Raw genomic sequence first — 16976 nt, forward strand, 5'->3', positions numbered from 1 at the left:
GAAAGCGTCCCGCCGGTGACGGTGCCGTCGGAGATCGTCCGGTTGCAGGAGCAGCTGGCCCAGGTGGCCCGGGGCGAGGCGTTCCTGCTGCAGGGTGGGGACTGCGCGGAGACCTTCACCGAGAACACCGAACCCCACATCCGCGGCAACGTCCGCACGCTGCTGCAGATGGCGGTGGTGCTGACATACGGCTCGAGCATGCCGGTGGTCAAGGTGGCCCGCATCGCCGGCCAGTACGCCAAGCCGCGCTCGGCCGACATCGACGCGTTGGGGTTGAAGTCCTACCGCGGCGACATGATCAACGGCTTCGCCCCTGACGCCGCCGTGCGCGACCACGACCCGTCGCGGCTGGTGCGCGCCTACGCCAACGCCAGTGCGGCGATGAACCTGGTTCGGGCGCTGACGTCGTCGGGATTGGCCTCCCTGCACCTGGTGCACGACTGGAACCGGGAATTCGTCCGGACCTCGCCGGCCGGCGCCCGATACGAGGCGCTGGCCACCGAGATCGATCGCGGGCTGCGCTTCATGAGCGCCTGCGGGGTGGCCGACCGAAACCTGCAGACCGCCGAGATCTACGCCAGCCATGAGGCTTTGGTGCTGGACTACGAGCGGTCCATGCTGCGCCTGTCCGAAAGCGACAGCGGCGAACCGCAGCTGTATGACCTGTCCGCGCACACCGTGTGGATCGGTGAGCGTACCCGCCAGCTCGACGGCGCGCACATCGCCTTCGCCGAGGTGATCGCCAACCCGATCGGCGTCAAGATCGGCCCGACGATCACCCCGGAGCTGGCCGTCGAATACGTCGAGCGGCTCGACCCGAACAACAAGCCCGGCCGGCTGACGCTGGTGAGCAGGATGGGCAACAACAAGGTCCGCGACCTGCTGCCCCCGATCGTGGAGAAAGTCCAGGCCACCGGTCACCAGGTGATCTGGCAGTGCGACCCGATGCACGGCAACACCCACGAATCGCCCAATGGCTACAAGACCCGTCACTTCGACCGCATCGTCGACGAGGTACAGGGCTTCTTCGAGGTGCACCGCGCGCTGGGCACGCACCCGGGCGGCATCCACGTCGAGATCACCGGCGAGAACGTCACCGAGTGTCTGGATGGCGCGCAAGACATTTCGGACACCGACCTGGTCGGGCGCTACGAGAAGGCCTGCGACCCGCGGCTCAACAGCCAGCAGTCGCTGGAGCTGGCCTTCCTGGTCGCCGAAATGCTGCGGAGGGATGGCAGTAACGGCGTTGGGCCGCAGCCGGATAAGTCTCAAGGCCTCGCAGACAACCGTCGCTGTAACGGGACATAATGAGTGCGGTGCTTCGTTGACACGCGCCGAAAACTTTTCTCACCGTGTGGCAATAATTTAGCCAGCAGTATGGTCTAATTTGTGGTGATGTCGAGTGTTAATACCGTCGAGACGCGGGGCCGCCCTCGGCTGCGAACGGACGACGAGATCCTGCGCGCAGCCCTCATGGCCTTCGCTGAATACGGCTACGAAGGCATGTCGTTACGTACGTTGAACTCTGAACTGGGATTAAGCCGCGGGACCATCAACCAAAGATTCCAGTCGAAGGAACAACTGTGGTACGCCGCCGTAGACCACGGTTTTCAGGCGCTTGCCAACGACATCGCGGCTGAATTGCCTAACGACCCGGCCCCCGACGACGACCTGAGCCAACTTCAGACGTTCATCCGCGCATTTTTGCGCGCCTCGGCACGCCGTCCGGAGCTCGTCCGATTGATGAACCAGGAGGGGCTGCACTCGACCAGTCGTCTCGACCACGTCGTGTCGTGTTGCGTCATGCCGACCATCGAGGAGCCGATGCGCGTGCTGGATCGGATGGCGGCAGCGGGTCTAGCCCGGCGAGTGTCGGGACGTACGCTCATGTTCCTCGTCGCGCATGGGGCAGCAGCGCCGTTCACGTTGGGTCCCCTCTCCGATAAATTCGACTCCCTCGACGGTCCTCTCGACCCGACCGAGCATGTCGATCTCGTCACGGAGATACTTATTGGCGGGATCACAGCGTGAGCAGCAGGCCATAACGGAGCGCTGTTACCCAGCCGGTGCCGCTATGCCGGCGTTTGGTGTCCGAGCGACCCGGAAAACGATCTAGTGACCCCTGCTCGCTAGGGGTTGAGTCTCGGTCAACAAGATTGTTTCCATGCAGGAGCGTTCCACCGAGCGAACCCCTCCGGCGCTGCCGAGGCGGTCGGGCAGGCGGCCACCCGATTCTCTCGTGATCCATCCGAATCAACTGCATCCCAACATCATTGACCGTCGTATCCGACAACGAGTCCGAGGAGATCGGCGCTGTGGCCGACACGCTGCCCGAACGCGCTGCATTGGCCCGCCAGCACAAACTCAGCCATATCGGGTTTTTCGAAACGCTCCTGGCTGACGAAGTTTCACGGCGCGAATCCCGTTCCGCGGCACTACGAGCGGCAAAAGTCGAACTAGACTCGAGCACGCGTTTCGACACCTGGACTACCCAGGACGACCTGCGCTATGGCCGCACCCTGCTCGGCGACCTGACCTCGTTGCGATTCGCCGAAGCAGGCCAGTCCGCGATCATCCTCGGACCCGCCGGCTTCGGCAAGACACATCTAGCAACGGCATTGGGGCACATGGCAATATGTCGCCGCAACACCGTACTGTTCGGCCGCGCCGACGAACCGTTCACGCCGCTACGCGCCGCCCGCCTCGACAAACACCGTCGACGCCGAGATCCGCCGACTGGCCGCCATTGACGTCCTCATCATCGACGACTTCACGCTGCGGCGCCTCGACGGCACCGAAACCAGCGACTTCTACGAAATCGTCGTCGAACGCCACCGCCCACACCCTTGTCATCGAAGGACTGTCCTACCGCCAACCCACCCGCGCCGACCGCTTGACCCAGACCACACCGAGGAGCATCGTCAATAACGCGCCCACGGTGGCCCCGTTCCCCCTGGCAAGCGACGAACCCGATGCTGGCCGTGAGCGCCTGTCGTGTGGCCCGCTCCTACCGCGCATGTCCGTAGTACGCCAGTTCCCAGAATGCCTCTTTCTGCTCCGTATAGATGATTTGACCGCCTTCGGAGTGGACAAACGTCGCTGTGCCCGTGAAGCGCAGTAACGCACCGTCGTAGTTCCTCGCGCGCGCCTTCTCGAGTTCGGCACCGTCCATGAAGTCGATAAATTTAATGTGCAGAAAGTCTTTCTCCCGCCGAAATGTGACACTATAGCGACTTTCCCCATCTTGATACTCGTAGAAAATTGTGTCGGCAACTGGCTTCCCCGTATCCGGATCGGTGTAAACGTCGGCCACCTTAAAGGTGACCTCTCCGGTATCTGTGAACTTATCTGCCAGTATCTGGCCTTTGCGTGTCACCAGAAATTCTTGAAATTCATGGTAGCCATACTCTTTCTCGGCCGTGATATTCGCGGCAAGCACCAGGTAATCTCCGAATTGGACGCGGGCCCAGTACCAGTCATGTATGAGCTTCGCCAGCGGGACTTCTGTCCAACCTCGGTCGATATAACCTGGCCCGTTTCCTTTCAGTTGCAAATCCTTCCCGCGTACGGTCACGCTCGCCTCCCCGAGGGGCACTGGTTGCGACGTTGCGAAGAAGTCTTCATCGTGCTCCCCGAAGAATATGTAGCCCGTCCCTGGCCTCCACGGCCGCACAGTACCTGTGAGCTGAACGTCGGCTACGAAATCATCTATCTCGACATGCACCTGATAAGAATTAAGATCTCCCCGGAAGTAGTTGGCGCCCATACGCACGTCGCATTTGTCCTTCGCAGCAAAAAATTCGCTTGCTGAATCGCCTCTGTCTTTTCTGTGGTTGAACCGTCGGGCGATTTAAGGCTTACTGTCACTTCCGGGGTGAGTGGCAGATCGTGACTGACCCAGGGTTTTGTCTTCATAAATATCGCCAAAGTTGATCCGGCGACCTCCGCGTCGATATACCACCATTCAAAAGTACCGGGACTGCCATCGTTATGCGCACCGTCTTCCCAGGGCCGCATCCGCTCTCTCTCAAGGCTCAGCCTCTTATAGTCCTGCGGGGTCTGTCCGACCCGGGCGGGGAGAACGTGCGTCTTCTCAGTCATTATCTTTAACCTTCCGTTGTCGCTTCTTCATCGGTCTGTTCAGTGATGCCCGCGCGTGCGATGACACCACTCGTGCGCCAGGCGCGACTAACGTCGTCATAGGCGGAATTTTCGACCGGTGCACCATCTAGCCGTTCACGGCGTGCGACCGCGATGCCGACGCTTTCTGTCGCGATGTGCGGCAGGTCGGGCCCAAGAGGCACGTCGTCGACCGAAGCCGTATGTGCTGAATCGAGACAACGGGACTAACGGAACACCAACGCATCTGCAGGAGGTTCGGCTTCTGCCTCTGCTAACCGCATGTTCGTCTCGAATCACATCACTAACGATAGACTATTACTCGCCAGGTGACAATAAATACTTCTGCGGCTTCCGGTGGGCGGCCGCGTTCGCCTGCTACACGGGCACCGCCCCCATGGCCGCCTGCTGAAGGCCAAACCCGTACGACAGAGCTACCAAAGACCCAGACTTAGCCAGTCACCGGCCACCGTCAATCACACATCTAGTCGGAGAGTTCGGGTTTGACCGCTGGTGAGGGTTGGTCGAATAGTGGGAGGTAGTACGGTCCGTAGCTGACCCATACCTGGTCTCCGGGTTTGAGATTTTTGCGGCCGATCAGCACTGACAGTTCTATGGTGCGGGGGTTACCTTGGTTGTCGGTGATTGTTGCCGTGCAACTGAAGTAGTCCGCGTTGGCCCTTTGGTCGTCGTAGCCGCTTTTGTCTTCTAGTAAAGGGGTGTTGGCGAAAACGACGCCGTTGCATGCGCTTAGACCTGAGAGTTTGCTTCGCTGGTTGATCTCCAACAGGTAGTGCCGATAGTTGGGATGAAGGGCTTCAACGCGTTGTTCGTCGGCCCGGCTGCGCAGCCACCCACCCATGTAGAAGCCCAGGATGTGACCATCGACTCCGCGCACGTCACCGATGGTTCGTTCCGGCCGGATGAACAGCCCGTACTGGCCGATCAGACCCTGCTCGTGGTCAGGCAGCGGATCGTGTTCGGTCACCTTTCGGGTCACGGTGCGCTGCGATAAAAAACTTGGGAGGGGTTGCGCGCCGGCACGGGAGTTTTCAATCAGCCGCGTCAGGTCGGCGCGCACCTCTTGGGCAAGGCTTCCCATCACCTGTTCTGCAGGGCTTTTCGGCCCCTGTTTCGCCGGGTTTTTCCTCACCGGTTTTGCGGGGTTGCTGGTCTTTGCAGGGGGGCCAGCCGTGTCCTGGAGCCCGATCTCGTGCGCATCAAAGTTCAGCTTCACCTTTTGCACACCCACCTCCGGGGCAACGTTGCCCTCGTGATCGGCGAAAATGTGGTGCACCCGATGCAGCGGATCTTCTGGATCGCGCAGCGGAAACAACAAATCATGACCCTCGATCGGATCGATCCGGGAAGAAGCGATCAGGCGGTGGATTTGGCCTAGCTCATCGCGTTTGGGCCGCCACTCCCACTCGTCGGTCTCGACGTTATACACCCACGGCTCGAGCTGCACATATGCATCGCTGGTCTGGTCGTGCGCACCGGTGTGTATCCAGGTAGGCGCCGGGCGCACCAGCGGCGGCAACTCGGGGTCGTTTCCTTCTTGCTTGGCCGCTACCGCAGTAGCATCCAAGCCTGGCGTGCTGACGATACTGGCCCGCCCGGGGCTGGGAGGGACAAATGGTGTCGGTGCCGGGGTGTCGTGCTGGCTCAGCCGCACCGGGGTGTGAGCGGGCGGGGCGCTGTCGTGGCCTGCCGCCACGATGGCGTCGTAGTGGTCATGACCGTTGTAGCTCACCTGCACGACCCGACCGCTGCCACTGGGCCCCACGTCTTGCACACCATTGGTCATGACGTTGCGCAGCCGCACGTTCAACGTGTGGGCCACCAGGGCCGGAAACATCTCGCCGTAGCTGGTGTTCCAGCCGGCGCTACCTGGCTGCCAGTCGTTCAACGCAGCGATGAGCCCGTGATGCTCTGCGGCTGTCAACGGGCGGTGTGCCCAGGTTTCGCGGGCGGTCCGGCCTAAACTCTCGGTATCCAGCTCGCCCACCGCCGGCAGTGCCCGATGGTTCTGCAAGTACTCAAACTGAGCCTGAATACCCAGCGCCTCCTCGGTCAGGTTCCCCCACCGATCCACCATGACTTCGTTTTCGGCCTGCCTGCGCGCAGTCGCCGTGGCCGAAAGCATCGCCATTGGCGCCAGCCCGCTCCCAGAGTGCGCCGGCATCTCCTGGCTGAGTTCCCGGGTCCGCACATCGAGGTAGCGCGCACGCAACATCTGCGGGGACAACCACGCCGGATCCTGAACTTCCTCGATCCCGCCAGCGGCCAGCCACGCCACCACCTCCTGGCGGCTCGCGGTGCTCACGAAGCGTTCAACTGCGGCCATCTGCTCAGGGCTGCGCCGGTAGGGCTCCACAACATCGCCAGGGAACCCCGCCGTATCAACTCGTTGCACCCAATCCACCACCATGCGATGCAACCCCTGCGCAGCACCCATGAGCGCAGGCCGACCAGACCCCTGAGCCGCGCGACCACCAGCACCGCCACGCCCAGCGCCCTCCCCTACCCCCAACTCGCCAAGAACATCGGCCCGCGTCGACAACGACCCCAAACCAGCCGGCCAATGCCGCGGCGACATACCCACCAACACCGCATACAACAAACACCACCCATCCCCAGGCACCCGCACCACCACCGGACCACCCGCCGCCGGCCCATCCGCCGCCGCCGAAGCGCCCCTCACCCCCGGCGATGCCTGTCCAGCCGCGCTGACCACCTCGGCCCCCATCCCATCCCTGATGAGGCTGTAGCGGGTTTTGCCGACTCGCAACCTGACTGCGCCCAGTTTTGTGGTGCCGGCGGCGTCATAAACGGTGACGACATCATCAGCGACGTGCACCTGCACCCGTTCACGCTTGTGAGGCTTGCCCACATAAACCGTGTTTTTCTGCTTTACGGTCATCTGCGCCGAATCCATCGACATCGTGCTCACAATGATGGTGCCCTTGTCCTCGACCGCGAGCGTCCTGTTTGACGGGTCGTGCAGCGTGTGGTAGCGCACGTCTTCCTTCAGAGTGACTTTGCCCAGCGGGTTGTCGGCGGCGTCATAGACGCTGACGTCATCACCCACGATGTCCACGCGCACCTTTGCACCCCTGCGGCGGTTGCCGACATGAATAATGCTGTTCTGGTGCACCGTCGTCTGCGTCGACTTCATCGTCTTCGTGGCCAGAACGATGTTGCCGTCGCCGCCGACGGTGAGGATCCTGGTTGACATATCGCGCACGGTGTAGCTGGTTTTGTCGGGTTGCACCGTGACTCGGCCCAGCATGGTGTTGCTGGCGTCGTAAATGGTGACGACATCACCAGCGGCGTGCACCCGCACCCGCTCACTGGCATGAGCCCTGCCGATGGTAATCTGGATTTGCTGCTTTAGGTTCAACCCCTTCATCACTTTGATGGTGCCCCGTTTGCCGACGGTCTTGTATGACATGTGGCCGATGGCGGGGGTGGTGGGGTGTTGCTCGTTGGTTGCCCGCTCGTCCGCGGGTGCAGGGGTGCCTTGGTCCTCGCGGGCTCCTGCGTGGTCCGGCCGAACCCTCCTACCTGTGTCGTTTGTGTCGTCTGTTTCGGGTCGGGTGCGCTTACGTTTAGGGGCGGGGCGAGTACCCAGCACACCATGACCAACCGTGCTGAGCGCAGCGATGCTGGGCCGCGCGATGCTGCGCTGCGGGGTTAACCAGGAACGGCTAGCACCGACACCCGCATCAGCGACGTTCGTCGCCGCTACGCCGAGTTGGCTGGTCGCGACACGCTCAATGAGCCACAGATGACGTGGCCGCAAACCACCGCCAGCGTGGACGTCATCGCTCATGACGCTGCCATCGCCTCGGTGAACCCCGGTGTTGGTGGCGTGTCGCAAAAAGACCCGGCGGGCGTCTTGCGACTCGTCCGGCACACCCAAGTAATGCAGAATTTCGTGCGCAAGCACACCCGGAAGCATCTGCGGGTTCCAATGGGTTTGATCGCTGCCAGTTGCGGCCACCTCAATGCTGGTGTGCGCCTCAGCGGGGCTGGTCACAAACTGCACGTCCACATGGAACTGGTCACCGCTGGGCAGGCGAAAACCCTGATTGGCCAGCTGATCTATCCCGGCCCGCGCATTGGCTTGAACCTCGGCAAGGGTGCCTGCGCTCACCCCGTCGGCTGCCCTGAGGTGAATCCTGAGCCGGTATACCTGAACAAACCTGCCGTCCCCGACCCCGATGCGCTGCCAGTCATAGCGGATCACCCCCCGATACCACCCAATCCGGCCCGGCGTGCTGTCCGCTGCGACATCGGCCACCACCGCGTCCACCGTGTAGGCAGGTGCTGCTTCAAGCTTGGCCGTCCACCTGTCGGGCAAAACCCGGTCCTGAGGCTCAAACCACGGCGCCGAGCCCGCCAGACTATGCCGCCACGACTCATCAGCAAGCACGTCCTTACCGCCCCGCAACCCCACCCAGGCCTCACGTCGCGGCGGCGCCCCCCCAGCGCGCACCAGCCGCGCTGCCCCCAAGCGCAGCGGCGGGGGCGGTGGGGCGACAGGCACGCCAAGAGCAGCCTCGGGCAATGATCGCCCGGGCAGCGCCGTGTTTTCCACCACCTGCCTCACCGGCGTGGCCATGCCCCCAGAGTCACGCACCCCAGACTCGACACCAGGGCCGGTGCGCCGGCGGCCAAGATCAGCACCCGCAACTGGGGGATGTTCTCTGCGCAAGGCATCGGCATCCATGCGCTGTTTGCCCTTGCCCGTCGATAAGGTCGGCACCGCACGGTCATCCGGGCGGCTGCGCCAGCCCACGCGCTGCTCACCGGACAGCAGCCCAAGTGCTTCGGACACGCTGTGCGCAGCGCTGGACGGCCCCTCCCCCGGACCCGAAGGCCGAAAGCCCTGGCTGCTGTGAACGCCGCCCCCCGCCCCCCCGCGCAGCCGGCCCACGTGTCCGGTTTTGATAAATTCAGCGACCCGCCGAGCCAGCTGTGTCGGGTTGTCATGGCGCCAGGCCTGCAGTTCAGGGTTATCGAGGGCCTCAACGATTCGGGCCGTCGCAGTGGGCAGCACGTCTGCTAGCTCTCGGGCTACCTCGTCAACCAGCACCTGAGTCTGCGGATCAACAACTGCTGGTGGCCGCGGTTGGGGAGCCGTGCGCACGACCGGCCCGCGCGGGCCACCAACGCCATGGCTGCGGCGTTGCACGTGCACCGTGAAACGGCCGGGATCAATATTGCGCAACTCAAGATCTATCAACACCGGAAGCACGACGTTAGCTGTTAGATCGCGAGCCTGTTCCACATCGTGCGGCTGATCATCAACGGCGATTACCAGCTCGATCGGCCCTTGCTGCGCCGCCTCGACTGCCAAAGCCACAGTGCGGTCCACCACCTGCTCCGGTAACACCCTTCCCGCACCCACCGTCCACAACGCCGACTCGTCCGCACCCGGCACGCCCATCACCGCATCGAGGCGCGCCGATCGGCTCGTACCGGCATCCGGCTGGCGAGAGCTCGACGGCTGCGATGACGGCTCTTGCTGGGCCGATCCAGCTAGAGCTGCGGCCCGGTTCTCACCGCTGAGGTCTGCGTCGCGCCGCCTGCGCTTCTGCGGCGGGCCTGCATCACCCGACCCACCACCACCCATCACCCCTAGGTTTTCGGCGGCTCGCTTCTTAGCAGCTCGCTCTCTCATGGCGCGGCGGTGGGCTTTCCGCGTGCTGGGCGAGGGACCCGATCCCCGCTCACCGCGCGGTCGAGTCGACCCACCCCCACCAGAAGGCCCGGCCGCAGAATAGACGTGGCCTGCTGACGGTGCCACATACCCGTAGGGCACCACGCCGAAAGAGGCGAACCGGTCCACCAGACCCGCGGGCACCGCGATCTGACCGTCACGGATCTGACTAATCACCAACATCTCGGCGTGATTGGGCTCCACCGGGGCCGGCGCCAGCGCCTCCCACCGCGCCACCATCGCTTCCAACTCGCTCGCACTGGGCTGATCACCGCCAGCGCGTCGACCACCGTGCGACCCCACCACAGCATCACCGACAGTGGGCCCGCCCTCGCGCGGGGATCCCAACCGCCATGATGCGGCCTGGCCCCCCGACACCTCAGACACCGCGTCCGGCCACGACGTGCCAGTTGCCCGGCGGGTCTCACCAGCAGGGCTTGCGTCGCGCCGCTTGCGCTTCGGCCGCCCGCCTCGGCCCGGATCACCCGACCCGTCACCACCCATCGCCTCTGGGCTTTCAGCGGCTCGCGTTGACTTGGCCTGGTATCTCAGGTTCTGTGCCGCCAGATACCGCTTATAGCTGGCCAGAAGCTCGTCGTCAGGCGGATAGAGGTCGTCGTGCCACTCTGGCGGCTTCCGACTCAGTCCCTCTTTGTACGCGTACTTCATTTGCCCTAGCCGGAGAGTTCTTTTCCACTCCTTCGCACGTTCGAGCAAGCGTTGCCGCTCCAGGTCTTCGCTATTGGTCTGCGATCCCTCGGGGGCATCGCTGCGCGGTGGCGGCCTCCCCGGCCCAGCAGGCTCTGCGTTGCGCCGCTTGCGCTTCGGCCGCCCGCCTCGGCCCGGCTCACCCGACCCGTCACCACCCACCGCCTCTGGGTTTCCAGCGGCTCGCTTTGACCTGGTGCGCTGGGTGTAGTTCCGCACAGCCGCCCTACGCCTCTCGTACTGGTCCAGAAGCTCGTCGTCAGACGGGTAGAGGTCGTCGTCCCAATTTGGCGGCTCCTTCCTCAGTCCATAGTCGTACGCGAGCTGCATTTGCCCTAACCGTCGCGTTTTTTTCCAGTTCTTCGCACGTTCGAGCAAGCGTTGCCGCTCCAGGTCTTCGCTATTCGTCTGCGATCCGCCGGCGGCGTCGCTGCGCGGTCGCGGCTTCCCCGGGCCAGCCGGGTCTGCGTTGCGCCGCTTGCGCTTCGGCCGCCCGGCTGGGGCCGGGTCACCCGACCCGTCACCACCCGTCGCCCTTGGGTTTTCAGCGGCTCGCTTTGACCTGGCGTTGTATCTCAGGTTCTCCGCCTCCCGATACCGCTTGTACCTGGCCAGAAGCACATCGTCAGGCGGATACTCCGCCACCAGGTTTGGCTCCCGACCCGTTCTGAGCGTGTACCACCGCCGGCGGGCGTCCACTTTCTTATCGTGCCAATTCCGGGCACGCCGAAGCAGGTCTTGCCGGTCCTTGACATTGGTCCGCGATCCGTCGTGGGCGTTGCTGTGCGGCGTCCCGCCCCGTTCCGCTGGGGGCGACGCAACCTCAGCAGGACGGGCGGCCATACCGGCCCGCACGGGTTCGGCCGGCGATCCTTGCGGCCCTTCGACGGCAAACTGATGTGTCGCCGGTGTCATCCCCGGGTCAAAGCCTGACCACTCCTCGGGCGCCAAAGCCCCCGGTGGAAGATGACTAGCACCTGGGAGCGCCGACTGCCCGTCTTCGCCGGGGTACCACGCATCGTGCGGCCAGTCCGCGCGCTGCTCGACCACCGGCCCCAAACCGGGGTGTGATGAAACCGATCCCCGCTCACCGGGCGGTCGAGTCGACCCACCCCCACCAGATGTCCCGGCCGCAGAATAGACATGGCCTGCTGACGGCGCCACATACCCGTAGGGCACCACGCCGAAAGAGCCGAACCGGTCCACCAGATCCGCAGGCACCGCGATTTGACCGTCACGGATCTGATTAATCACCAGGATCTCGGCGTAATTGGGCTCCACCGGGGCCGGCGCCAGCGCCTCCCACCGCGCCACCATCGCTTCCAACTCGCTCGCACTGGGCTGATCACCGCCAGCGCGTCGACCACCACGCGACCCCCCCACAGCATCACCGGCATCACCGGCAGCGGGCCCACCCCCACCCGATTGACCAGCACCGCCGCGATCGGATTGATCGCTTAGAAGTGCGCGAGATATCAACTCCGCTCGATGCTCAAGGCTGCCCCACTGGTCAAAGAGCGCCAGGTCGGCATGCGCACGGCCGATCACATGCGCGCCGACGTCGGACAATCCGGGTGTTCGGCGCACTCGTGTGATGAGAGCGTCAATCTCAGCGCGTCCTGGCGATGGCGGCGCGGTCGATAGTGCTGTAACGATCCGCTCAACTCGATGGGTCAGGTTGCTCCACCGGTCAAACGGTGCCAGTGTGGCGTGAACGCGCGCGATTGCGTGCGCGCTGACCTGGGCTAAGGCGGGGAACTGCCGCACGCTGCGGATCAGGTAGTCCGCCTCCCGGTCGGTCGGTGGCCGCGCCGCAGCGGGACGGAAGGGTAATTGTCCTCCCAGTCCGCGGTAAAGCTGCTCGAGGCGCGCTGCCGATCGAGCATCGTCATAGCGCCTGCCCAATAGTCGGCTCAGGCCATATTCGGCGACAAACTCTCGGGCATGGTCTTGCGCGTAGCGGCTGACCGTGTCTACGAGCCTGAGATCGCGCGGCAGCAAGGCCGTAAACTCCGCGTCCACATACAGCGCCGGCTGGTAACCGAAGTGGACCCAGTGCATTAACTCACGCAGCACCGTCCCCAACGCGACGTCCTCCATGAGGCTGTCGACGCCGTCGGAATGAGCGGCAGGGCGTCCGGGAGGGTGTGCGGCGATTGCCCTCGAGCTGATGACCATTGTGTCCGGCGTCCGAAACCACGCCACGGTGTTCGCGGGCATATCTTCATGTATCGGGGTGGGCGTGATATTTATGCGCTCTTCGCCAGCGCCGTTCATAGTGAGGTGCACCGCTAGGTTGCGGAGGTAGCGCGGCAGGAACACATTAAGGTTCGCCGGGAGGGCGTAACGTGCCGCGTGCAACATCTCGAGGGCGCGCAGTATCAACTCTTGACGCGGCCCAGCCAGTGGATCGCTTTCGGAGAAGAAAAACGACACCCGTACGTTGTGCCGCGTCTCTTCCAGGACGCTGAGCGCGCCGAGGTTGTTGTCGGTCTGGCTGCTGGGGTCAGGGCGTTCGAGGTAGGTACGCAACTCTGGGAACTCGGTCAACAACAAGGGGTTGCTCTCGATCAGGTGACGCAGCCGATCGTCGCCGGTACCCACCACAGTGACCCCCGCTTGGACCCTAATCAGCTCCAACTCGCCTTCGAGGTCAAACTGGGCCCGGTCAACAAAATCCGCGACGGCGTCGTCAGTCAGTTCGCCACCATGTGTGCGGACGAAGTCGGTGAGGTGCCGGTAAGCGGGCTGATCAAGGTCATTGGGGTCCACATGTTCACGGGTGACAAGACCAGCTAGCCGCGGGGAAATTTGCTGGTAGGCGCTGCGACGGTCGGGTGGCCACACAGTGAATGCGGGATCATCTAGGGCCTCGGAGTGCCCGGAGGGCCCGGCGTGCGCGCTGCTGGCCTCAGCTCCTAGCGGCTGCCGTCCCGGCTCGCCCAGCGCGGTGTCCGGCCACGAATCGCGCTGGTCGCTGGGAGGCCGACTGCCCCCGCGAAGTCCGATCCGAGGCTGGCCATAAACGACAAGATTGGCGAGCTGGTCAGCCACCGCCGCCCGGGAACCATTGCTGCGCAAATCGTCAGGTAGTTGCCCGTAGGCCCTTGTGATGACGTCATCGAGGCCGTCTACATCAAACCCGAACTCGACCACGCGGCTCTTTGCACTCGCCAGTACATAGTCAGCGTCCAGGCGACTAGCCTCGACGAATCCGTGCCAAGCATCGTAGGGCGTGGTGCGCGGACCCATCCACACAGCAGACTCCGAAGACCTTTCTGAGTCCGATGTCGGTTGGGCCCACGCGCGGCTCTCACCGCCCTGGGAAACGGTATCCCCGACCCCGGTCGGGTCGACATCGCTTGCACGCTGGTCAAATCCACTCCGCTGCCCACGGCTGCCCGCGGGTAGTTGTCCAGCTGAAGCGCTGTCGGTGTCGCTTGCCAGGACATCCAAATGGCGTTGCGCGCTCCCGGATCCCGCATCGGCGGCAGCGTACTGCGGTTCGGGCCCGCGATCGTGTTCAGCCGCCAAATCTGATGACCCAGAATCGGTGGCCTCTGAATCCGACGCGGTGCTTGAAGCATCTAGGTCATCGTCTGCGGCGCCATCCCTGAGCCGCAGGGCCTCAACGCTGGGGCGGGTCCACCAGATCATGGCCTGCTGGGCGCGCTGGGGCACCCCAGGGGATTTGCTGGCGGCGATTCTGTTTCCCCGGCTGCTCGCCGCATGCCAGCTGATGTTCTCCTCACCGGCCAGGCCGAGCAAGTGCCGACGTACCGAAGCGGCCCGGTCCATCCCGGCGTTACTGAAATACCGCGCACCGCCGCCTTCCACGCGCACCTCAACCCGTTGCCGCTCGGCGAGGTCGCGCAAGTGACCAGCCAAAATGTTCATGGCCTCTGTCGGGGCCTGTAACTGCCGCTGGCGCGGCGCGAAGTCGACGGCCACATACGACCAGCGACCCAAGGGCGCCTCCGGTCCACGCGCCCGCCGCACGGCCTCAATGACCAACTGCGCTTGCACCGGCAGACTACGCCAGCGCTCAGACAACCCCAATGCGGCCTGCGCAAAAGCCACCTCGTTGCGCCCAATCCCCGACAACCACCGCCCGCGACGCACCTGGTCAGCCAAAAAGTTCAGCTGGTCATCGGTAATCGCCGGCGGCAATCCAGGCCCAACACCATCCCGGTGCAACGGGCCGCCCAACACCCGATCCAGCTCAGCCAGCCTCCGGGCTATGCCAGGGTTGTAGTGCTGGCCCACAAGCTCACCCAGGCGGTACTCGGCCACAAACTCATACGGGTTTGTGGCCGCATACGGACTGACCGCCCCCGCCAACTCACCCGCCGCAGGCAAAAATTCAGTTTCGGTCAGATCAGCAAACAACCGGGGCACGTAACTGGCGTGCCGCCAATGCATCAGCTCATGCAGCACGACGCCCAGGGCCGGATCGAAAATGTGGTCAGTGGGTATGCCGATACCTGCCGGCATGTACGTGCCGGACGACAACACAGTAGGGTCGGCCAAAGCGGTGACCATGATTGACCCAGGTGGAACGGCCCGAGCGAAGGTCCCCTCGTAAAGGAACTCGCTGGGTACCGCTTTGCTGCGGATTCGCGGTGCGGTGTGCCCATCGGTGCCTGGGGCGCCACGGACTCTGAGCATGCGGTGATAGCGCGGCAAGTAAACGTCGAGCGAGGCCGGTAGTTGATAACCGGCGTTGGCCAACACCGACAACGCCCTCAACACCAGCTCTCGTCGCGCGTTCACCGTGGAATCGCGGCCGAAGGTGTGCATCCTGACCTGCACCCCGCGATGGTTCACCTGCTCAACGCTCATCGGTAAGTTGCGGTCAAAGCGGATCCCAGCGCCCACGCGCGCCAGCTCTGGACCACCTGTTAAGACATTGAGATCGCCGCCGGGGCGCTCCAGGTAGCTCCACACCTCCGGATACTTGGAGGACCAAACGTGATGGTGGCGTCGCAGCGTCGCATCATCCACACCCTCGACGCGCACCCCGGCGTGTCCTTGCAGCGCCGCCAGCATTTCGTGCCAATCGGATCGTTGCACCTCCAAATAGTGGGCTACTCCTCGGGAGCTCAACTGTCCGTCGCTGCGGCGAGGCAAGTCGATCAGATGCCGCACGTGGTTATCCGACAGCTCGTTATCTGCTAACCGCACCCGCTGCACCAAACCAGACAAGCCTGGCGGCAGCCCTTGGTAAGCGGTGCGCGCATCAACCACCGGTGCGTCGCTGCTGCTGGAGTGGGGGTTAGGCTCTCGCGTCGGCCGCGAACCGCTCAAGTGCCGCGGGCGAGAAGCCCCCCCTTGGATCCTTCCCGCTGGGGAGCGAACGCCCCCGTGGCCGGTGTAGCCGCTTGCCGGCCCTGCCGCGCGATCAGCCCCATCCCCGGGATTTCTGACCGCGGGCTGCGGCGACGACACGCCGCGATCCGCTAGCCGGTCAGGACCATCGCCGGCGGTCAGACGTAGCGCCACTACGTCGGAATCAGGCAACGGTGCTGATCGAGCCGGGTCAGCACCGGCTGCGCTGTTCGGCCCGGTGTCGTCGACGCCACCGACAGTGTCGGCGCCAGGCGACCGGGTGGTATCAGGGCCGGCGAGGCCCGCGCCGAATGCAGCTCGGGTTCCATCTGCTACCGAACGCTCGGGCGGTAAGTGCGTCGCGTGACTGTTCGGCGGGGCGGTCTCGGCGGTGTGGCCGGCGGTGGGCAACCCGGGGTCGCGGCTGGCCCGAACCGGTGTGACGGGCAGCGCGGTGATGCCATCCATCGGCTGGTAGCGCGGAGCAGAAGAAGGACCGGCTTCCGAGTCGACATGCCCCCGCGAGGGCGGCACATACGCATAAGGCAGCACGTCTTGGGCCACGAACCGCCCGACCAGATCCGAAGGCAGCACAACCTCACCTTTTTGCACCCGACGGATCAACTCGTAGTTACCCGGATCCAAGCCGGCGGTCTGGTAATCAGAGAGTCGCGACTCCAACCGCTGCAGCAGGCTTTCAAGCGCGTGCCGACCCGGCTGCCCGCGCCCGCTTCCCGAACTGCTGCCCCCGGGAAGCCGGGCATCAAAACGACTCGGCGACGCGGGGGTGACAAACGGTTCTGCCGGTGCGACCCCGGGCGTTGCTAGATGCCCCGGCGGCCGTAAGGCACTCGGCCCGCCGCCAGCACCCTGGCTGTGGTTCTCTTCTGAATCGTTATCACCGCCACCCCGGAACACAATCGACCCACCCCGTTCGGTTGCGTCCTCCGGCGGCGTGGAAGGCGTGAGCGTTGCTGTCCATCGGATCACGACGCCCTGAGAATGCTGGGAGGGCGGGGCGGCGCTGGGATCACCTTCTGCGCGGGACGGTTCCTGGACGCTTATCGCCGACGCATCAAGCAGCCCACCCAGG

Annotated in this window: 4 protein-coding genes and 1 pseudogene; 3 read left to right on the top strand and 2 right to left on the bottom strand. The window is 64.2% G+C overall.

Translation table 11 applies throughout. The features are described 5' to 3' along the window. From A5622_RS19760 to A5622_RS19770, 3 genes and pseudogenes are all read left to right on the top strand, one after another. Positions 1-1227 (top strand): annotated as a pseudogene (locus tag A5622_RS19760) (class II 3-deoxy-7-phosphoheptulonate synthase); the annotation flags it as partial. Between the two features lie 168 nt (positions 1228-1395). Further along, a complete protein-coding gene (locus tag A5622_RS19765) occupies positions 1396-2031 on the top strand; it encodes a TetR/AcrR family transcriptional regulator (protein ID WP_066868729.1) in 636 nt (211 codons plus the stop codon). A 242-nt stretch (positions 2032-2273) separates the two neighbouring features. Continuing rightward, complete coding sequence (locus tag A5622_RS19770) at positions 2274-2750, top strand: ATP-binding protein (protein ID WP_232003007.1); 477 nt, start codon at positions 2274-2276, stop codon at positions 2748-2750. A gap of 257 nt (positions 2751-3007) precedes the next feature. Here A5622_RS19770 and A5622_RS19775 read toward each other — a convergent pair whose 3' ends face one another. Together A5622_RS19775 and A5622_RS29305 are read right to left on the bottom strand one after the other, a co-directional pair. Further along, a complete protein-coding gene (locus A5622_RS19775) occupies positions 3008-3766 on the bottom strand; it encodes a hypothetical protein (protein WP_066880728.1) in 759 nt (252 codons plus the stop codon). 837 nt (positions 3767-4603) lie between these two features. Beyond that, positions 4604-16528, bottom strand: a complete 11925-nt coding sequence (locus A5622_RS29305) for a hypothetical protein (protein WP_156753020.1) — start codon at positions 16526-16528, stop codon at positions 4604-4606. Positions 16529-16976: the final 448 nt, after the last annotated feature.

The organism is Mycobacterium sp. 1245801.1 (assembly GCF_001673055.1).
Lineage (GTDB): Bacteria > Actinomycetota > Actinomycetes > Mycobacteriales > Mycobacteriaceae > Mycobacterium > Mycobacterium europaeum_A.